This is a genomic window from Halorubellus litoreus (genome assembly GCF_037081675.1).
GTDB lineage: Archaea > Halobacteriota > Halobacteria > Halobacteriales > Natrialbaceae > Halorubellus > Halorubellus litoreus.
This window is the reverse complement of the sequence record NZ_JAZAQL010000001.1, coordinates 945210-963294: the sequence shown is the minus strand read 5'-3', so window position 1 is coordinate 963294 and position 18085 is coordinate 945210. Positions and strand designations below refer to the sequence as shown.

Below are 18085 nucleotides of genomic sequence, written 5' to 3'. Positions count from 1 at the left end.
TAGGTTCGAACCCACCCCGGATAAGCATAACGAATACGGTATGCGTCCCGATTCTGTTATGGGGTGCGTTCCGTGAGCGTGACGCGACCGCAGGAACGAGACTCGAGTTGAGAGTTTGCGCGCTCCTCGCTTAAACGCGTCGGTCCACGCAGGTGCTGTCGAACCGGTGGCAAGAGCGTTTATTATCGTCGGCGTCTCAGTAGCGGCAACGACGCAGGCACCGACCATGCCGCCTGAGTCGGGGGAAACAGACCGGTGCAATCGACGACAGCGAACGTCCTCCACGTCACGACCAGCGAGCACGAACCGACCCTCGAGAGCACATCGTACGACGTCCACTACGCGACGGACGCAGCGACCGCACTCGACGTCCTCGACCGCATCGACGTGGACGGCGTCGTCCACGACGCCACGGCCGACGACTGGCGGCTCGACGCGCTCGAAGCCGTCGTCGACGCGACCGACGCCCCCGTCATCGCCCGGTCGCCCGAGCCAGACGGCGAGTACGCGTCCGCCGTCAGCGCACGCGGCGCCACCGGCTACTGCACGCACGCCGACGACCTCGCCGCCCGCCTCGACGCGCACCTCGACAGGCAACCGACCGTCGACCAGGCTTGGTATCGGCGACTGCACGACGCCGTCACCGAACCAGCGGACGACTTCGAGACCATCGTCGAACGGCTCCTCGACGTCGGCTGCGAACGCCTCGATCTACCGTACGGCTTCCTCACGCGGTTCGAGGGCGACGAACAGCACGTCACGACCGCCATCGGCAACCACCCTGACCTCCAGACGGGCGCGGTCGCGCCACTCCCCGAATCCTACTGCCAGTACACCGCCGCGACCGACGACGGTTTCCTCGCGCTCGCCGACGCAGAGACCGACCTCCCCGACAGCGACCCCTACGAGCGCTTCGGGCTCGGCTGCTACGTCGGCGGGACCGTCGAACGCGACGGCGAACTCTACGGGAGCCTCTGCTTCGCCGGCGACCCCGCCCGTACCGAATCGTTCGACGAAGCCGACCGGACGTTCGTCGAGTTCACCGTCGAACTCTGCGAGCACGAACTGGAACGCCGCCGGCATCACGCCGACCTCGAAGACGCCCGCGAACGCTACGAGCGCGTCGTCGAACGCATCGACGACGCGTTCTTCGCGCTCGACGACGACTGGCGGTTCACGTACGTCAACCAGCGCGCCGAAGGCCTCCTCGACGCCGACCCGGACGCGCTCGTCGGCGAACGCATCTGGGACGAGTACGACGACATTCACGCCGAACGGTTCCGCGAGCGCTACGAGCGCGCGATGACCGAACAGACGCCGGTCGTCTTCGAGGAGTACTACGAGCCCCTCGACGCCTGGTTCGAGGTCGCCGCGTACCCCGCCACGGACGGACTGTCCGTGTTCTTCAAGAACGTCAGCGACCGCAAGCGTCGCGAGACGGAACTCACGGGGCTCCTCGAGACCACGCGGAACCTCTTCGCGGAGACCGACCGCGACGCCATCGCGAACGCCGTCGTCGACGCCATGCAGGACATCCTCGGGTACGACTACGTCGCCCTCCGGCTTCACGACCCGGAGACGGACACGCTCTCGGTCGCCGCGAGCACCGACCGACTCGACGCCGACCTCCCGGACCGTCCCACGTACCGCGTCGGCGAGGGCGGACCCGGGGAAGCGTTCGCGCGAGGCGAGATCGTCGAACGCGAGGTCGACGGCGACGACGCCATCGGGCCGCTGACCGCCGCCCGCTACTATCCTATCGACGACCACGCCGTCCTCACCGTCGCCTCGCGGTACGACGAGCGCGCCGTCACCGAGACCGAACGGCAACTCACCGAGATCCTCGTCACGAACGCCGCCGCCGCGTTCGCCGACGCCGAACGAAAGCACGTCCTCGAACGGTACGAGACCGTGCTCGAGAACGTCCAGGACATGGTGTTCGTCCTCGACGACGACGGTCGGTTCGCGTTCCTCAGCTCGCCGCTCGCGGCCGCCGTCGACGTCCCGCGGACGCTCCTCGAAGGAACGCATCTCGCTGCTATCCTCGACGCCGAAACCGCCACCATCGACGCCGCGCTCGCGGCCATCCGCGAGAGCGCGGCCGCCGAAACCTCGGTCGAGACCGTCCTGAACGCGCCACGCCCGTTCCCCGTGCGCGTCGACGTCGCCGCGCTCCCCGCGGACGACGAGGACGCCGTCGTCGGCGTCGTCCACGACATCAGCGACCTCACGGAGACGCGCGCTCGCCTCGAGACCGAGAACGCGCGCTTCCGTCAGCTGTTCGAGTCCCTCCCCGACCCCGTCGTCGAGAACCGGTTCGTCGACGGTGAACCGATGATCGAGCGCGTCAACCCCGCGTTCGAGGACGTCTTCGGGTACGACGAGCGCGAGCTCGTCGGCGAGTCCATCAACGACTTCATCGTCCCGGACGACCGCGGCGAGGAGGCGCGGCGGCTCGACGCCAGCACCGTCGACGTGGAATCCGAGGGAGCGACCGTCGTCACCCGCGAGATCGTCCGTCAGACGAGTCAGGGGACGCGGCACTTCCTCTTCCGCGGCATCTCGTACCTCGACGGCGACGTCCACCGCGGGTACGGCATCTACACGGACATCACGCCCCAGCACGAGCGCGAACGCCGCCTCCAGGTCCTCAACACCATCCTCCGGCACAACCTCCGGACGGAGATGACGCTCGTCTCCGGGTACGTCGACCAGCTCGCCGCGAGCAGCGACGAACGCGAGTACGCGGACCGCATCCGGGACGCCGTCGACGAGGTCGTCGCGCTCAGCGACAAGGCCCGCGAGCTCGAACGCGCGCTCGAGGAGACGCCGGACCCGGCGCTCGTCGACGTCGTCACGCACGTCGAGAACGGGATCGCGGACGCGACGAGCGACCACCCCGAGCGCGACGTCGCGTTCGACGCCGACCCGGCGACCGCCGTCGCCGACCACCGGCTCGAGGTCGTCGTCCAGAACCTCGTCGAGAACGCGTTCGAGCACGGCGCGGGCGACGTCACGGTCTCCGTCACCACCACGGACGCGACCGTCGAGATACGCGTCGGCGACGACGGTCCCGGCATCCCCGAGTTCGAGCGCGAGCTCGTCGGCGGCGACCGCGACATCACGCAACTCGAGCACGGGAGCGGGCTCGGCCTCTGGATCGCGACGTGGCTCCTGGACGCGTTCGATGGCGAGCTCCGGTTCGAGGACGACGCCAGCACCGTCGTCGCCGTCCTCCCGCGCGCCGGCGACGACACCCACCCGCCGCTCGCCGCCGAACGCGACGAGTCCGCGAACGCGACCGACGAGGAGGGGTCTGCGAACGCCACGGAGGACTGAGCGCGGTCGCAGCCCCGGCGCGTGCCGTCCGAAGCGCCAGCGCGCCCGTGCCTCGACCCTCGGCGTGGTCGGCGCGCCGCGGCAAACCGGGAAGCTTACGAACGAATGCCTTTCGAGATAATTCTGATACGTTCATCAAGATATTCTCCGTATTCGTCCGGCTGGGTCTCGGAACGTCCGCTTCGGGGCGCAAGTATTACCATTCCACGTCGGAAACGGCCTACTGATGGGGACATCCATGCTCGCAGGAGCGGCCGTGGCCAGCACCAGTTACACCGTGCCGTTCGTCGGTATCGAACTCGGGGAACCGGGCCTCACCGCCGTCGGCGGCTTCCTCATCGCCCTGTTGCTCATGGGGTCGGGGTTCTTCTCGTCGTCCGAGATCGCGTTGTTCTCCCTCCCGAACCACCAGATCGACGCGATGGTCGAACAGGGGAAACGCGGCGCGCTCGCGGTCCAGCGACTCAAGGAGGACCCCCACCGGTTGCTCGTCACCATCCTCGTCGGGAACAACATGGTGAACATCACGATGTCGTCGATCTCGACGACCATCGTCCAGTTCTACTTCGACCCGGGCGCGGCGGTCCTCGTCTCCTCGTTCGGCATCACGTCGATGGTCCTGATATTCGGTGAGAGCGCGCCGAAGTCCTACGCCGTCGAGAACACCGAACTGCACGCACGCCGCGTCGCGCGCGGACTGACGGTCGTCGAGAAGGTACTGTGGCCACTCATCACGCTGTTCTACTATCTGACGTCGCTCGTGAACAAGGTCACCGGCGGGAACGCGTCCATCGAGTCCACGTACGTCACTCGCGAGGAGATACGGAACATGATCAAGACCGGTGAACGCGAGGGTATCCTCGAAGAGGAGGAACGCGAGATGCTCCAACGCACCCTCCGGTTCACGAATGCGACCGCCAAGGAGGTGATGACGCCGCGCCTCGACATGGCCGCCATCTCCACGAACGCGAGCGTCGACACCGCCATCGAGGAGTGCATCCGGTCCGGGCACGCTCGCCTCCCCGCGTACGAAGGCAGTCTCGACAACGTCGTCGGCGTCTTCGACATCCGCGAACTCGAAGGGGACGACGCCGACGACTACGGCGACCTCACGGTCGCGGACGTCGTCAATCCGACGCTGCACGTCCCCGAGTCGAAGAACGTCGACGACCTCCTCTCGGAGATGCGCGAGAACCGACTGCACATGGTCATCGTCATCGACGAGTTCGGCGCCACCGAGGGCCTCATCACGATGGAGGACATGACCGAGGAGATCGTCGGCGAGATACTCGTCGGCGACGAGGACCACCCGATCGAGCTCGTCGACGACGACACCGTCGTGGCGAACGGCTCGGTGAACGTCGAAGCGGTCAACGAGGCGCTCGACATCGTCCTCCCGGAGGGCGAGGAGTTCGAGACCATCGCCGGGTTCCTGTTCAACCGCGCGGGCCGTCTCGTCGAGCAGGGCGAGGCGTTCGAGTACGAGAACGTGACGCTCCGCGCGGAAGACGTGGAGAACACTCGCGTCCAGAAGGTCCGCGTGACCGTCGACCGCGACCCGGGCGACGTGGTCGACGAAACGTCGGCGGACGACGTCCAGGAGCACGACTGACCGGGGTCAGCGCTCCGAGAGGCCGCGTTCAGACGTCCGCGAGCGGATCGTCGGCCCAGAACTCGCTGTCCTTCCGGAGCTCCGGCACCCACGTATCCGAGTCCCGCGCGAGCAGTGCGACCCTGGACTGCGGGACGTCCGCGAGGTGGTCGTGCTCGGGCATGTGCTCCTTGACGTCCTCGGTGAACGCGAGCACGTCCTCGTGGGCCGGCATCGCATCGCGGTCGAGGCGACCCCGCGAGTGCCCGACGTGCATGTACGCCTTCAGCTCCACGAAGTCCGGGTTCGCGCGCCGATAGAACGCCGCGTACCAGTCCGGACTATGCATGTTCTCGCCGTTCACGAGCGTCGTCCGCAGGACCGTCCGCGTCTCGTCTTTCCCCGCGAGGACGTCCATCGTGTCGACGAGGCGCTCCCACGCGTCGTCGTCCACGGCCTTCACGGTCGAATCGAACGTCGCCCGCTCGGGCGCGTCCACCGACACGTACAACTGCGTCGGGTCGCAGCGCTCGAGCACCTCGGGTTTCGTCCCGTTACTCACGAGGAACGTCGTGATATCGCGCTCGTGGAACTCGTCGATCAGCTCCGGCAGATACGGGTACAGCGTCGGCTCGCCGTCCAGACTGATGGCGACGTGCCGCGGCTCCATCGCCTGCTCGAACACCTCACGCGGCACGTTCTCGTTCCCGCCGTACCCCGACAGGAGCTTCCGCTGGAGTTCCACGGTCGCGTCCGCGACCGCCGCCGGGTCGTCCCACTCCACGTCCCCCAGCTCGTACGCGTGCCCGGCGTGATCGCGCCAACAGAACACGCAGCGCTCGTTGCACTTCACCACCGGCGTCATCTGCATGCACCGATGACTCTCGATCCCGTAGAACGCGTACTTGTAGCACTTCCCCTCGCCCTCCAGCGCGTTCTTCGTCCACCCACACGTCTGCGCCGCCGTGTGATTCACGCTATGATAGTTCGGGTCCGACACCTGCATCGGCCCGCCCTCGGCGTCCTCGCTATCGCTCATACCAACCCCCTCGCCGTCCAGCGGGGAAAAACACGCGGTGTCCACGCGCCCTACCGGCCGACGTCGAGAACGGACGACCGGAAACAGCGCCCGAGCGGGCGTCGCACGCCAGTCAGACCAGTTCGTCCACGTCCTGCAACTCCACGAACAACTGGTCGAGGACCGCGTCCGACTCGAACCCCACGTTCATCGCCGCCACCCCCATCTCCACCATCCACTGCTGGAAATCGTCCGACAACACGTCCACGTCCGACTCGAACAACACGTACAACCGCGACGGCTCCCCCTCGATCGGCGAATCCACGTACTCCGTATCCGCCACCTCACCCATCTCCACCACGTCGTGCAACACCGCGTGGTCGTTATCGTCAAGCGCCATACACACGCCTACGAACAGCACCCACAAACAACTACGGGACGACCCACCCCTCTCACCACCGAGCACCCACACCCAACACCAGCACAAGAACACTCACTCGGGGAACTCACAGCCACCGCTGGCGCGGCGGCTGTTCGCGTAATCGTTCGGAGAAGGTCCAGGGGCGAGAATCGAACCTCGGTCGGACGCGCTCGCTCACCCCCGTTCGCTGCGCGCGACCTCCCTGATTCAATTCTCTCCATCGGCGCTTCTCCTCTCTCAGGATGCTCACAGCCGCCGCGCGAGGCGGCGGCTGTTCGCGTGGTCGTTCGGAGAAGGTCCAGGTGCGAGAATTGAACCCGCGTCTCAGCCTCCACAAGGCTGAAGGATAGTCCACTACCCCAACCCGGACACGTTGCAGTTTGAGATACGATTCCTGTGATGGATATACGTTACGACTCGGGGCGGCCGCGTCGGTTGGTCGCACACTCCCGGCGGCGCAGGGGTTTACGTATCTTGTAAACATCTGGTGGTGGGTGGTTGGTGTCAGGACCCGCGACCGCCTCCGCACTGCACCTCGTCCTCCCCAGCCGACTCCGCGCGGCCTGCGGTCGCGGCTGTGGCGTGCGACGTGGTACCGCGAACGCGAACGACTTTTGGCGGTTCGTCGGTTACGAGTGGGCAACAGTGGCGATCACGGACAAGATCTACGTCAAGAACCACCGGCAGCTCTCCTCGCAGCTGGACACGAACATCCCGAAAGGAGCGTTCAAGGGGGCGACGCTGGACATCCTCTTCCAGGGCGGTGGCCTGGAGAAGCTCGACGAGGCGACCAGAGACCGCGTGCTGGACTTCGCGAAGGACTTCCTCGACTGCTCGTGCGACAACAACCCCTACTGCGGGCACCCCGAACGGAAGTTCATCCGGTACCTCCTCGAACTCCGCGCGCAAGGCCTCGGGCCGAGCGCCATCGTCGACGTGATGAGCGACGACTACATGCTGTACGCGTACGAGGGCGACATCCTCTCGTTCCTCGATCAGAGCGTGCGGACGCTCGAAGCCGCCGAGGAACTCGCGGACGTCGACGACCGACAGGAAGCAAGAGACCGCATGCGCTCCGCGAAACGCAACCTCTCCGGGTGAGACGCCTCCGTGTCAGTCGACCACCCGACGATATCCCTTTCGAAGTAGCCGACCGGCACCGAACACGGTCAGTACCGCGGCGCCGAAGACGACCCCCGAGTACACCAACTCGAACCGCGGAACGGGCGTGTACCGACCGAGCACGTACAGCACCACCAGTAGTAGCCAGAGGACGTACGACCCGAGGCCGACCCGATAGAGGACTTCACGCACGACTCTGCCTCGAACGTCCACTCGCTTTGAACTGTCGGAACCGATACCTGTCGGCTCGAGTTTACTGTTCCCGACCCCGCGTGCCCCGAAACCCCACAGAGCCAGACGCACCGGTACGCGCTACGGTACCGAACGAGAAACGACAGGTTGGTTCGAGAGCGACGAAACCAGGGGAACGCCGCCAGCGAGTCGTCCGTACTGAGAAGGAGACGGTCAGCCGACGTACGGCGTGTCCTCGTCGTCCTCTTCGGTTTCGCTCCCGTCGAGGTCCTCGAGGTGGATGACGTCCTCGCCGGGGTCGTCGTCCACCTCCTCGCGGAGCTTCGTGACGTACTGCTTGTACTCGTCGAGTTGGTCGCGGAGGTGGTCGGCTTCCAGTTCGAGGCGTTCGTGCTCGCGGACGAAGCTCTTCGGGACCTTCACCTTCGGTGGCCATTCCTCCTGGTCGGTGTCTTCCTCGCTGATCTCGTGCTCGGGCATCACCGCGACCTGGCCGTCGTGCGCGACCAGCATGTCGACGTAGTCGCGGAACACCGCCGACAGCGAGATGTCTCGTTCCTCCGCGATCTCCTGGAGCGTCTCGAACGCGTCCTCGTTCACGCGGAAGGAGATCGTCTTGTTCTTGTTCCCCATCCTAGGCGCGTACTATCGCGTTCACGCACTTAAGTATTTGTCAGACGCTCGCACGGACGGGCGCGATGCAGTAGAAAACGGCAGCGGTCAGCGGTCGAGAGGCCGGGCGGCGAGCGCCCCGGCGGTCAGGGCGCCGCTTCCGGCTCCGACTCCTCGGCCGCGTCGCCGTCCTCGACGATGGAGTCGAGCGCGGCCTCGGCCTCGCGACGGTACGTCTCCACGGCGGTATCGTACTCGTCGCGCGCCATCTCCGCGTACTCGTTCGTCTCGTCCTCGAACGCCTCGATGCGGTCGAGCGTCCGCTCGGCGGTCTCGACGATCCAGCGCTCGCGCGCGTTCTCGTCGCTCGCCGAGATGGACTCCGGCCGCAGCGAGACGTTCACGGTGCCGTCGTCCGTCTCGAACGTCGACGGCTTCCCGACGACCGCGACGTACTCCGGCGCCTCGGCGTCGCGGAGGAACGCGGTCGCGTCCGGCTGGTACTGGCCGGCGTACACGAAGAAGGTCCCCGTCGGACCGACCACGCGACCACGCCAGTACTCGGATTCGTCACCGATGTCCTCGGTCTCGGTCAGGGTGCCGACGACGAACACGCGGTTCGCGCGGTCCCCCGTGGGGAGCAGCGCGAAGTTCGGGGCGCGCTCGTCGTCGGATTCCTTGAACGTGAACGTTGCGTCGTTGAATTCGCGTGCGAAGACGCGTTTCGCGACTTCGCGAGTGGGTGCCTGACTCATGTCACATCGACCTCGCTCGTTCCAGCGCCGCGGTCGCATCGACCGGCTCGCTGAGCTGTTCGACGTCGTCCGCGAGCACGTACCGGCCGAACGTCGGGCCGCTCACGCGATAGTACGTGCCGATGACGAGGTCGCGGATCTCGTCGGCGACGACGGTCGTGTCGAGCGCGTCCATCGCCATGTCCTTCGCCTCCTCCAGGCTGATGCCGGTGATGGCTTCGGTCGTCTCCTTGTCGAAGATGACCTCGTGCGCGTCGACGCCGTCGTCGACGACGCCCTTGATGCGGAGGTCGAACTCGCCTTCGACCTCGCCGTGCTCGCTACAGCGGCCGTTCTGGAGGACGCGCGTGCAGTCCTCCTCCGGGCAGCGCTTGATGAGTCCGGAGCCGGACTGCATCGCGACGAGCGCGCCCTCGACGGTCGTCGAGTCGTCGCCGACCTCGATGTCCTCGTCGAGCTGCTCGATCGTGGTCGTCCGGTTGAGTTTCACCGAGTAGTTGCCCTGGTACTCGTCGGTGACGAGGTTCCCGAGCGCGTACACGGCGTCCTCCTCGAGTTTCGGGAGGTCGCTGGACGCGAACGCGGTGAACTTGATGGTGCCCGATTCGTCGCCGAGCAGCCCGACCTGGGCGACGGCGTCGCTCCGAGGGTCCCAGAGGTCGACGACCTTCGCGGTGACGTCGATCCACTGTTCGTCCTCGTCGACGTCCGCGACCTGGACGTGGTCGTTCGAGCCGCTGCCGCCACCGAGCGCGTCGCGCTCCATGCCGGCTTCGTCGAGGTAGTGGCTCGTGACAGAGCGCCGTGCCTCGTCGAGCGGGACTTTGTACTCGTCGACGAGCGTGCTGAGGCGTTCCTCGACGTCGTCGACGTCGATGTCGATGTGGTCCGAGAACTGTTCGTGTATGTCTTCGGCGTGGTCTCGCAGATCGCTCATGTTGGGTTCCTGTCTCCGCGTGTGTTTCGTGGGAGACGCATCGACCTTCGCGCCCGATGGTATTTAAACTGTGGTATGCGGAGTGAAAGTGAAGACGGGCGGTCTGGGCGTCGAGAGGGCGCTTCGCTGGGGGTGGTCGACGCCCGCTGGCGGTCGATTTCGGGTCTCGACGGTCTCCCGTCCGTGGGCGAAGACGCTTTCCGCGGCCCGCCCGGACGGGGACGTATGGGAGACGGCGACGACATCGCTGAGCGCCTGCGGGATTCGCTGCGCGCGGCGGGGCGGCGGTACGCGGAGGCCCAGAAGGCGTACCGGACCGGCCGGGCGACCGCGGAGCTGCCGCAAGACGAGCACGGCCGGCACAAGATCGTCTGCCGGCGGTACGTCGAGAAGCGCGCGGCGTTCGTCGACGACCAGGGGCGGCCGGCGTGCTTCGAGGAGGGCCACCCGGACTGCGAGGGCTGCGCGGAGGACGTCCGCGAGGGGTGCGTGCAGACGTGGTGAACGAGGCGTCCGCGGGCGCTGGCGGCGTGGACGTCCCGGTCGTCGCGTGCGTGCTCGCCGGCGGCACCGGGACGCGGCTATATCCGGCGAGTCGAAGCGACCGCCCGAAGCAGTTCCTCGCGCTCGACGGCGAGTGCTCGCTGCTCGCGGAGACGGTCGACCGCGTCGCGTTCGCAGACGAGACGGTGGTCCTGACCGGCGACCGGCACGCGGCCGCGGTCCGCGAGCACGCACCCGACGCTACGGTGTTCGTCGAACCGGAACCGAAGGACACGGGGCCGGCGCTCGCGTACGCCGCGCAGCGCGTTCGCGACGAGTTCGGCGAGTGCGTCATGTGCTGCGTCCCGGCGGACCACCACGTCGACGGCGACTTCGCTGCGGTCGCCCGGCACGCTGCCCGCGTCGCGGTCGACACGGACGGACTCGTGACGATGGGCGTCGAACCGACGCGACCGGCGACGGGGTACGGGTACGTCGAACCCGCCGCGTTCCAGCAGACGGCGGACGGCGGCGAGTACGCACCCGTCGCGGCGTTCCGCGAGAAGCCCGACCGGGCGACCGCCGAGCAACTGCTCGACCTCGGGTGTCTCTGGAACGCGGGGGTGTTCGCGTGGACGCCCGACGCGTTCCTCCGCGAGTGCGAGGAGACGCCGCTCTCGTCGCTCGCGGAGGACGCGCTCGACCTGGAGTCGGCGTTCGCCGTCGCGCCCGCGATCAGCGTCGACTACGCGGTCCTCGAACGCACCAGCGACGCGTACGTCGTCCCCGCGACGTTCGCGTGGGACGACCTCGGCTCGTGGGACGCCCTCGCGCGCATCCTCGACGCCGACACCGACGGGAACGCCGTCCTCGGTTCGGACGACGGCCCGGCCGGCGACGCCATCCTCGTCGACACCACGGACAGCGTCGTCGCGACCGACGACGCACACGTCTCGGTGGTCGACTGCGAGGACATCGTCGTCGCGGCGTTCGACGACCGCGTGCTCGTCGCGCCGCGAGACGCGAGCCAGCGCGTCCGCGACGTCGTCGCCGAACTCCGCGAACGCGACGCCTTCTGAGTGCTCGCTGTCGGAGCGCTAGCTTCGCAGGCTCCCGCCGTCGACGGGGACGCTCACGCCGTTCACGTAGCTCGCACGGTCGCTGGCGAGGAACGCGACGACGTCCCCGAGTTCCTGTGGGTCGCCGATGCGTTCGAGCGGGACGCCCTCGCCCCACTCCGCCAGCCCGTCAGCGTACGTCTCGTGGTCGCCGCGCTCGACCGCGTCCTCGACGAGTTCCTCGATGCGGCTCGTCTCGTGTGCGCCCGGGAGGACGGCGTTCGCGCGGACGCTCGGGCCGAACTCGTGACTCACGGACTTGACGAGGCCGATGACCGCCCGCCGGACGGCGTTCGAGAGGACGAGGTCGTCGATGACCTCGCGGACGCTCCGGGACGTGATCGCCGTCCACGTCCCCTTCTCGCTCGCGTCGAGATGGGGGTACGCCTCGCGGAGCGTCCAGACGGCGCTCATCACGAGCGTGTCGTACGCGCCGTACCAGTCGCGGTCCTCCATGTCGAGGAACCCGCCCGACGGCGGGCCGCCGGCGGACGTCACGAGGTGGTCGATGCCGCCGAACTCGTCGGCGGTCGCGTCGACGAGCGCGCTCACGTCCGCGGGGTCGGTCAGGTCCGCGGGCTGTGCGAGCACGCGGCCGTCTCCGACGGCTTCGAGGTCCGCCTCGGCGGCCGCGAGTCGCTCCTCGTCCCGACCACAGATCGCCACGTGTGCGCCCTCACGAGCCAGTGCTTCGGCGCTCGCGTATCCGAGCCCGCTCGAACTCGCCGTTACCAGCGCCACGTCACCGTCAAGATGCAGGTCCATGCCAAGGGCGACGCTCGCAGAGAACTAATAGCATGTGCCGCCGGCAGCGCTCGTCGCGACAGGTGCGCACGCGCGTCGCCACTCGATGCGTCGAGCGCGACTCGCAGAAGCGACGGGTCGAGAGCGGTCTGCAGAAACGGACGGCGGTTGGACTGTCCAGGTCGATGGGCTGCCCGCGACGGCCGGCTAGTTCCCCCAGAAGTTCTCGCGACTCCCGAGGCGTTCGCGGTCGACGCGCCGGCCGCTATCGTCGTCCTCGTCGTCGTCGGCGTCGGCTTCGTCGGGGTCGTCGTACCCGAGTTCGGCGCCGTCACCGTCGTCGAGGTCCTCGTCCATCGGGAGGCGCTCGATCTCGTCGGCGCGAGCGTGATTCGAGTGGACGTTCGTGACCTTCACTCTCGCGCGAGCCTCCGGGAGGACGCCGTCGACCATCACGATGAAGCCGTCCTCGGTGCGGCCGACGCCAGCGCCGCTCTCGTGGATGTCCGTTACCTCCACGACTATCTCTTCCCCGGGCTTCACGGGCTGGGTCTTCAAGTCAGAGATCGGCTGGTCGTAGTCCTTGCACCACTCCATGCCGCTCCGGTCGCCGTAGGATTGACACCCCATGCCGGCGACGCGCTCTGTGAATCGCGGGCAGTCGTCGGCGAGTGGACAGTCCGACATGGCCATCAGTTGCGGCCCGCGAGGCAAAACGCTTGCGTTGGGGCGGTGTCCCACGCCCATTGCGCGTTCACGCGTCCAGCCGTGAGTAAAACCAAGCACTGGTCCGTTGGACCAACTATGCTACCAGAATGACGCGTTCGCTGTGGGTGCGGCGGCGTCGAGTGATCGACCCTTCGGGCGTCCGGTGCGCTGGCTCCCCGCTCGCGGTCTGGGACGCGACTGAGCGATTACGGGGATTCGTCCGGTGACGGTCGGTCACGGCGGTACCTCTTTCCTGCCGGCGCCACTCGGGTCGAGCATGTCGCTCACCGTCGCGGAGGTGCAGGCGAACGACCCCGCCGAGCGAGCGTACGTGGACGCGCTGGAGGCGTACGTCGACGACGTGGACGTCGAGGTCGCGTCGCGGACCGCGTCCGTCGCCGGCGACCGGATTCACTACCTCGAAGCGGGCGACGGCCCGCCGCTGCTCTGCCTGCACGGCCTCAGTACGAACGCCGCGACGTGGCTCCCGCTGTTCGACGCGCTCGCCGACGAGTTCCGCGTCGTCGCGCCGGACCGCCCCGGCCGCGGGCTGTCGACGGCCGTGGACTACGCGACCGTGGACTTCCGCGAGTTCGGCGTCGACTACGTCACGGGCCTCATGGACGCGCTCGACGTCGACGCGACGCGCGTCCTCGGGAACTCCCTGGGCGGGATGCAGGCGCTGCACCTCCAGGTCGACCACCCCGAGCGCGTCGACCGGACGTGCCTCGTCGGCGCGCCCGGCGGGCTCTCCCGGAAGGTCCCGTGGGTGTTCCGCCTGACGTACGCGCCGAAGGTCGGCCCGTGGTTGTTCCGCCGGTCGATCGCCGACTCGCTCGACGACGCCCGCGAGCAGTGGAACCTCATCAACCTCGAGGACGACAGCGCGCTCGACGACGCGCTCCTCGAGGTCGGCCTCGCGGGCGAACGGGTTCCCGGACAGACCGACAGCCTCGTCGCGCTGAACACGACCGCGGGCACGCTCCGCGGCGGAATGCACGCGCGGTTCGTCGTCCGCGACGAACTCGAGACGAGCACGGTCCCGACGCGGTTCGTCTGGGGGACCGAGGACTTCTTCTGGCCGCCAGCCGTCGGCCGTCCGGTCGCCGACGCCATGCCCGACGGCGAGATGGTCGTCCTCGACGACCACGGCCACACGCCGTGGCTCGAACCGACCACGGACGCCCGGGACGCCATCCTCGCGTTCCTCAGTCCCGAGTAGTTCCTCGGCCCCGGGTAGTTCCTCGGCCCCGAGTGACCGTCGAACGCGCCCCGAGCGCGGCCGCGTTCAGGCGGCGTCGAGCCTGAAGACGACGCCGTCGGCCGCGTCCGGGTTGTCGCCTTCGCCGCAGACGACGACGGCGCCGTCGACGACCGCCGGCGAGGACGGATGGAAGCCGCCAGCGGCGCCGTCGAACCGCCACCGGACACCGCCGTCGAGTCCGGCGGCGACGAGTCCGCCCCCTCGCCCGGTGACGTACACCGCGTCGTCGGTGACGGCGGGCGACGACGAGACGTTCTCGCCGACGGGGAGGAACCACTCCTGGCTGCCCGTGCTCGCGTCGAACGCGTGCAGGCTCCCGTTCCACGTCCCGCAGTAGACGACGCCGTCGCCGACCGCCGGCGACGCACTGATCGGCGCGCCGGTCGACGCGACCCATCGCTCCGCGCCGGACCCGCGTTCGAGCGCGTACACGTTCCCGTCCCAGCAGCCGACGACGAGCGCGTCGGCCGCGACCGCGGGCGTCGACGCGACGAAGTGCGGGAACGACTGCGTGCCGAGGACGTCCCCGTTCGACGCGTCGAGCACGTGCAGTCCGGCGCGAGCGTCGAGCCTCGCAGCGGTCGCGTGCGGCTCCGTCTCGACGTCGCCACCGCGGTAGAACTGGTCGTAGTACAGGACGTCGAACAGGTCGTCGACGCCCGACGGGAGTTCGTTCGGCGTCGTACTCGCGACGTAGAGCGACCCGTCGTCGAGCGCGGGCGACGCGAGCACGGTCCGGCCGCCGGTCTCGTACCGCCAGCGCTCCGAGCCGTCCGCAGCGTCGAGCGCGTGCACGACGCCCGTCGTCGACGCCACGTAGACGACCCCGTCACCGACGGCCGGCGACGCGAACGCACCGCCGTCGATGGACGCCTGCCACTCGAACGCGCCCGAGGACGCGTTCAGCGCGTACGCGGTACCGCCGTCGAGCGACGCCACGAACACGGTCCCGTCCACGACCGCCGGCGACCCGACCGTGTCCGAGTCCCCCGGCAGTTGCTGGGACCACACCAGCGACCCGTCGGTCCCGTCGAGCGCGACGAGCACGCCCTCGTCGGCGAGGACGTACGCGCGACCGTCCGCGACCACGGGCGACGAGATCGCCGCGACCGGGTCGGACGGTTTCGACCGCCAGGTCGCTTCCACGGACGCACTCGGGCCAGCAGCGGTCGTGCGGCCGGTGTTCGCAGCGTCACCGCGGAACTGCCGCCACGTCCCCGACAGCGCCGTCGCGGACCCCGGGTCCTCGTCGGTCGGTTCCTCGGTGGGCGCTTCGGTCGTCGGCGCCGCGCTCGACGGCGGCGCCGGCTCGTCCGTCCCGGGTACCGTCGTTCCCTCCGCGGTCGCCCCCTCGCCCCCCTCCAATCGCAGGCAGCCCGCGAGCGACAACCCGCCGGTGACTGCCGCCAAGAATCGACGTCGCTTCGCCATACGCGTTCCTTGTGAGAAACGTACATGAAACTGCGGGCCGAGGGGGCGACCATCACTCGGACTCCCGTTCGACGTCGCCTCGCCACCGAATCCACCGCCCGCTCGCAGTCCTTATCGTTCCCCGATGCCTACATATCGCATGCGTTCCCCGCCGCAGGCACCCTCGCTCGCGTTCGTCCTCGGCGTCTGCCTCGTCGTCGCCGGCGTCGTCCTCGGCGTCGGTGCCATCCGCTTCGAGTTCGCGTACGCCGGCGTCACCACGGACCTCGCCGACGCCGACTGGGTCGTCGACTACCCGGACCTCACCGCTGCCGACCGCGACCGCGTCACCGCCGGCATCGCCGGCGACCGCTACGTCACCGACAGCCTCGGCGCCCTCCCCGGCCCCGGACGCGGCCCCATCGCCGTCCGCTACGCCGGCGAGTACCACCTGTTCGCGCGCCGAACCTACTTCGACCCGTTCACCCAGTTCGGCGTCGCCGCGCTCGCCACCGCCGCCAGCGGCTTCGCCGCGATCGTCTTCGCGTTCCACACCCGCGACCGCCGACAACGCCGCCGCTCCTACCCCGTCTGAACCGATACAAGTACTGAGAATCGTCGACTTCCCGCGACCCGGCGACCTGGCGGTCGCCGGATGCTGGAACAGTCAGGCCAGCGGCGTACGCTCGACGACGGTCCCGTTCACCGTCGGGTACTGCTCCACGATCTCGCCCTCGTCGACGTCGCCCTCCTCGATCATCTCCTCTAAGAGCCACCACGCGACCTCGACGTGCTCCGACTTGACCGTGTAGAACTCCTCGGGCACGCCCAGTGCCTCGAAGCGCTCCGCGGGAACCGTCGTCTTCCCGTAGACGAGCGTCCCGTCGTCGGTGACCTCGTCGAACTCCCGGCGGATGTTCCGCGCCATCCGCTTCAGGCGCCGGCGGTGCTGGGCGGCGTCCTTGAACACCGACGTGCAGAAGTACACCTTCTCGTGGTCGCCCATCACGTCGAGGATGTCCTCGCGCGACCCCTCGACGGCGCTCATGTGGCCGTCCTTCAGCTCGAAGCCCTCCTCCTGCATGCGGCGGTAGTTCCCGTCGCTCATCTCGAACTCGTTGATGTTACAGAACTCCGCCGCGCCCTCGTCGAGGAACTCGAGGAACTCCGGTTCCGCGTAGATGCCCGGAATCTCGAACGCCGGCGTCAATCCTTCCTCGCGAGCGACGTAGAGGATGTCCTCCCACTCGGTCCCGTGCATGTCGCCCCAGAGTTCGACGGGCGGATGGAATCTGATCTCGTCGAGGCCCGCTTCCGAGAGGCGCCGCATGTTCTCGCGACCGCCGGGGATGCCCGTGTAGAGGTGCGTGTGGTGGTCCTCGCCGAACTCGTCCTTCAGTAGTGAAAGGTAGTGGCACGTGCGGTCCATCGCCTCCTGGGGTTCCCCGCCAGTGATGGACGTGCCGAGGGCGTCCATGCGCTTCGCTTCCTGGATGACGTCCTCGTCGCTCTCGACGAGACGCTCGTTCGCGTACACGTCCGTGACGTTCTTCCGGTTCTCGCCGAGCGGACAGTAGAAGCAATCGCGCTGGTCGCAGTACCCGTAGACGAACATCACCATCTTGCCGCCCTTGGCGCACTGCTCGCAGCCCTTCGATATCATTCCTTGCACCTAGCAACCGCGTCGAGCGGGAAAAAGCGTGCGAAACGCGGACGCTGGCGCTCGCCGGACGTGCGAGTCCTCCTCACGGACCCCCTCGGCGCGGTCCCTGCGGTTTCGGTGGCGTGGGTCGGGTCCGCCGTACCTGCCCCGCCAGTTATCCCGTCCGCGACCGCAGTGTCGTGTGAGAGAATGACTGTCGATGAGGGTTCGGAGGCGACCGTCGACGACGCCGCCGAAGAGCTCGCCGACGGGAGCGACGACGAGGCGGAGTCGCGCACCCAGCGCGTGGTCGAGTTCTCGGAGTCGCTCATCCGTGGTATCGAGATCGTGGCCGCGTACGTCCTCGTCGTCCTGTTCGCGATCGGCGTGTTCGACCTCTCGCTCCAGATCGGCGAGCAGGCGTTCACGCCGAACATCTTCGACCCCGAGGTCGTCGTCGGGTTCATCGACACCGCGCTCCTCCTGTTCATCATCGTCGAGGTCTACCAGACCGTCGTCGCGTACACCCGACGCGACGAGACTCGTAGCATCGTCCGGCTCGTCCTCTACACGGGCATCATCGCCATCGTCAGGAAGGTCATCGTCTACCGCACCGACACGTTCGCGACGAAGACCGATGCCCTCCTCACCGCCGCTGCCTACGCGGTCATCTTGCTCTCGCTCGGCGCGCTCCTCTACGTCGAACGCGAAGCCGTCAGCGACTCGTAG

The 18085-nt window shown here is 68.1% G+C and carries 18 protein-coding genes and 1 tRNA gene; 8 read left to right on the top strand and 11 right to left on the bottom strand.

Annotated elements, in window-relative coordinates:
• Positions 1–255: 255 nt before the first annotated feature.
• Entirely contained in the window at positions 256–3339 is a 3084-nt protein-coding gene (locus VYJ16_RS04865; protein ID WP_336349179.1) for a PAS domain S-box protein, read from the top strand.
• A 226-nt stretch (positions 3340–3565) separates the two neighbouring features.
• Positions 3566–4951: a hemolysin family protein gene (locus VYJ16_RS04860; protein ID WP_336349178.1), complete on the top strand. Its 1386-nt coding sequence runs from the start codon at positions 3566–3568 to the stop codon at positions 4949–4951.
• Between the two features lie 28 nt (positions 4952–4979).
• Here VYJ16_RS04860 and twy1 read toward each other — a convergent pair whose 3' ends face one another.
• From twy1 to VYJ16_RS04845, 3 genes are all read right to left on the bottom strand, one after another.
• Positions 4980–5969: a 4-demethylwyosine synthase TYW1 gene (gene twy1, locus VYJ16_RS04855; RefSeq protein ID WP_336349177.1), complete on the bottom strand. Its 990-nt coding sequence runs from the start codon at positions 5967–5969 to the stop codon at positions 4980–4982.
• Positions 5970–6081: 112 nt separating this feature from the next.
• A complete protein-coding gene (locus tag VYJ16_RS04850) occupies positions 6082–6348 on the bottom strand; it encodes a hypothetical protein (RefSeq protein ID WP_336349176.1) in 267 nt (88 codons plus the stop codon).
• Between the two features lie 317 nt (positions 6349–6665).
• A tRNA-His gene (locus VYJ16_RS04845) sits at positions 6666–6738 on the bottom strand.
• Positions 6739–7014: 276 nt separating this feature from the next.
• Here VYJ16_RS04845 and VYJ16_RS04840 point away from each other — a divergent pair.
• Positions 7015–7470, top strand: coding sequence for a DUF5814 domain-containing protein (locus tag VYJ16_RS04840; RefSeq protein ID WP_336349175.1), 456 nt, complete (start codon positions 7015–7017; stop codon positions 7468–7470).
• Positions 7471–7482: 12 nt separating this feature from the next.
• On the opposite strand, the gene VYJ16_RS04835 is transcribed toward VYJ16_RS04840, so the two are convergent.
• The 4 genes from VYJ16_RS04835 to VYJ16_RS04820 all read right to left on the bottom strand — a co-directional run bounded on the left by VYJ16_RS04835 (position 7483) and on the right by VYJ16_RS04820 (position 9987).
• Positions 7483–7683 (bottom strand): hypothetical protein, encoded by a 201-nt coding sequence (locus VYJ16_RS04835; protein ID WP_336349174.1) that lies wholly within the window; start codon positions 7681–7683, stop codon positions 7483–7485.
• 213 nt (positions 7684–7896) lie between these two features.
• Positions 7897–8316 (bottom strand): DUF8146 domain-containing protein, encoded by a 420-nt coding sequence (locus tag VYJ16_RS04830; RefSeq protein WP_336349173.1) that lies wholly within the window; start codon positions 8314–8316, stop codon positions 7897–7899.
• Positions 8317–8441: 125 nt separating this feature from the next.
• Positions 8442–9050, bottom strand: coding sequence for an RPA family protein (locus tag VYJ16_RS04825; protein ID WP_336349172.1), 609 nt, complete (start codon positions 9048–9050; stop codon positions 8442–8444).
• A gap of 1 nt (position 9051) precedes the next feature.
• Complete coding sequence (locus VYJ16_RS04820) at positions 9052–9987, bottom strand: replication factor A (RefSeq protein ID WP_336349171.1); 936 nt, start codon at positions 9985–9987, stop codon at positions 9052–9054.
• Positions 9988–10212: 225 nt separating this feature from the next.
• Here VYJ16_RS04820 and VYJ16_RS04815 point away from each other — a divergent pair, with 225 nt between their 5' ends.
• Together VYJ16_RS04815 and VYJ16_RS04810 are read left to right on the top strand one after the other, a co-directional pair.
• Positions 10213–10491: a DUF7091 family protein gene (locus tag VYJ16_RS04815; RefSeq protein ID WP_336349170.1), complete on the top strand. Its 279-nt coding sequence runs from the start codon at positions 10213–10215 to the stop codon at positions 10489–10491.
• A gap of 26 nt (positions 10492–10517) precedes the next feature.
• Positions 10518–11549: a mannose-1-phosphate guanylyltransferase gene (locus VYJ16_RS04810; RefSeq protein WP_336349663.1), complete on the top strand. Its 1032-nt coding sequence runs from the start codon at positions 10518–10520 to the stop codon at positions 11547–11549.
• 18 nt (positions 11550–11567) lie between these two features.
• Here the strand turns inward: VYJ16_RS04810 and VYJ16_RS04805 are convergent, their stop codons facing one another.
• Positions 11568–12353 (bottom strand): SDR family oxidoreductase, encoded by a 786-nt coding sequence (locus VYJ16_RS04805; protein WP_336349169.1) that lies wholly within the window; start codon positions 12351–12353, stop codon positions 11568–11570.
• Between the two features lie 186 nt (positions 12354–12539).
• Positions 12540–13019 carry a TRAM domain-containing protein gene (locus VYJ16_RS04800; protein ID WP_336349168.1) on the bottom strand — a complete coding sequence of 160 codons (480 nt, stop codon included), beginning with the start codon at positions 13017–13019 and terminating at the stop codon, positions 12540–12542.
• 298 nt (positions 13020–13317) lie between these two features.
• Between VYJ16_RS04800 and VYJ16_RS04795 the strand changes: the two genes are divergently transcribed.
• Entirely contained in the window at positions 13318–14262 is a 945-nt protein-coding gene (locus VYJ16_RS04795; RefSeq protein WP_336349167.1) for an alpha/beta fold hydrolase, read from the top strand.
• A 66-nt stretch (positions 14263–14328) separates the two neighbouring features.
• On the opposite strand, the gene VYJ16_RS04790 is transcribed toward VYJ16_RS04795, so the two are convergent.
• Positions 14329–15735 carry an outer membrane protein assembly factor BamB family protein gene (locus VYJ16_RS04790; protein WP_336349166.1) on the bottom strand — a complete coding sequence of 469 codons (1407 nt, stop codon included), beginning with the start codon at positions 15733–15735 and terminating at the stop codon, positions 14329–14331.
• A gap of 139 nt (positions 15736–15874) precedes the next feature.
• Here VYJ16_RS04790 and VYJ16_RS04785 point away from each other — a divergent pair, with 139 nt between their 5' ends.
• The gene (locus VYJ16_RS04785; RefSeq protein ID WP_336349165.1) at positions 15875–16309 is read left to right on the top strand and encodes a DUF7979 domain-containing protein; all 435 of its coding nucleotides are present in this window, start codon (positions 15875–15877) and stop codon (positions 16307–16309) included.
• A 72-nt stretch (positions 16310–16381) separates the two neighbouring features.
• Here the strand turns inward: VYJ16_RS04785 and VYJ16_RS04780 are convergent, their stop codons facing one another.
• Positions 16382–17377: a radical SAM protein gene (locus VYJ16_RS04780; RefSeq protein ID WP_336349164.1), complete on the bottom strand. Its 996-nt coding sequence runs from the start codon at positions 17375–17377 to the stop codon at positions 16382–16384.
• A 189-nt stretch (positions 17378–17566) separates the two neighbouring features.
• Between VYJ16_RS04780 and VYJ16_RS04775 the strand changes: the two genes are divergently transcribed.
• Entirely contained in the window at positions 17567–18085 is a 519-nt protein-coding gene (locus VYJ16_RS04775; RefSeq protein WP_336349163.1) for a phosphate-starvation-inducible PsiE family protein, read from the top strand.

Excerpts from the sequence above, each read along its gene's own strand:
- VYJ16_RS04820 (WP_336349171.1), bottom strand. The coding sequence starts at position 9,987 with ATGAGCGATCTGCGAGACCACGCCGAAGACATACACGAACAGTTCTCG.
- VYJ16_RS04800 (WP_336349168.1), bottom strand. The coding sequence starts at position 13,019 with ATGTCGGACTGTCCACTCGCCGACGACTGCCCGCGATTCACAGAGCGC.
- twy1 (WP_336349177.1), bottom strand. The coding sequence starts at position 5,969 with ATGAGCGATAGCGAGGACGCCGAGGGCGGGCCGATGCAGGTGTCGGAC.
- VYJ16_RS04775 (WP_336349163.1), top strand. The coding sequence starts at position 17,567 with ATGACTGTCGATGAGGGTTCGGAGGCGACCGTCGACGACGCCGCCGAA.
- VYJ16_RS04780 (WP_336349164.1), bottom strand. The coding sequence starts at position 17,377 with ATGATATCGAAGGGCTGCGAGCAGTGCGCCAAGGGCGGCAAGATGGTG.
- VYJ16_RS04825 (WP_336349172.1), bottom strand. The coding sequence starts at position 9,050 with ATGAGTCAGGCACCCACTCGCGAAGTCGCGAAACGCGTCTTCGCACGC.
- VYJ16_RS04860 (WP_336349178.1), top strand. The coding sequence starts at position 3,566 with ATGGGGACATCCATGCTCGCAGGAGCGGCCGTGGCCAGCACCAGTTAC.
- VYJ16_RS04815 (WP_336349170.1), top strand. The coding sequence starts at position 10,213 with ATGGGAGACGGCGACGACATCGCTGAGCGCCTGCGGGATTCGCTGCGC.
- VYJ16_RS04850 (WP_336349176.1), bottom strand. The coding sequence starts at position 6,348 with ATGGCGCTTGACGATAACGACCACGCGGTGTTGCACGACGTGGTGGAG.
- VYJ16_RS04805 (WP_336349169.1), bottom strand. The coding sequence starts at position 12,353 with ATGGACCTGCATCTTGACGGTGACGTGGCGCTGGTAACGGCGAGTTCG.
- VYJ16_RS04795 (WP_336349167.1), top strand. The coding sequence starts at position 13,318 with ATGTCGCTCACCGTCGCGGAGGTGCAGGCGAACGACCCCGCCGAGCGA.
- VYJ16_RS04830 (WP_336349173.1), bottom strand. The coding sequence starts at position 8,316 with ATGGGGAACAAGAACAAGACGATCTCCTTCCGCGTGAACGAGGACGCG.
- VYJ16_RS04790 (WP_336349166.1), bottom strand. The coding sequence starts at position 15,735 with ATGGCGAAGCGACGTCGATTCTTGGCGGCAGTCACCGGCGGGTTGTCG.
- VYJ16_RS04785 (WP_336349165.1), top strand. The coding sequence starts at position 15,875 with ATGCGTTCCCCGCCGCAGGCACCCTCGCTCGCGTTCGTCCTCGGCGTC.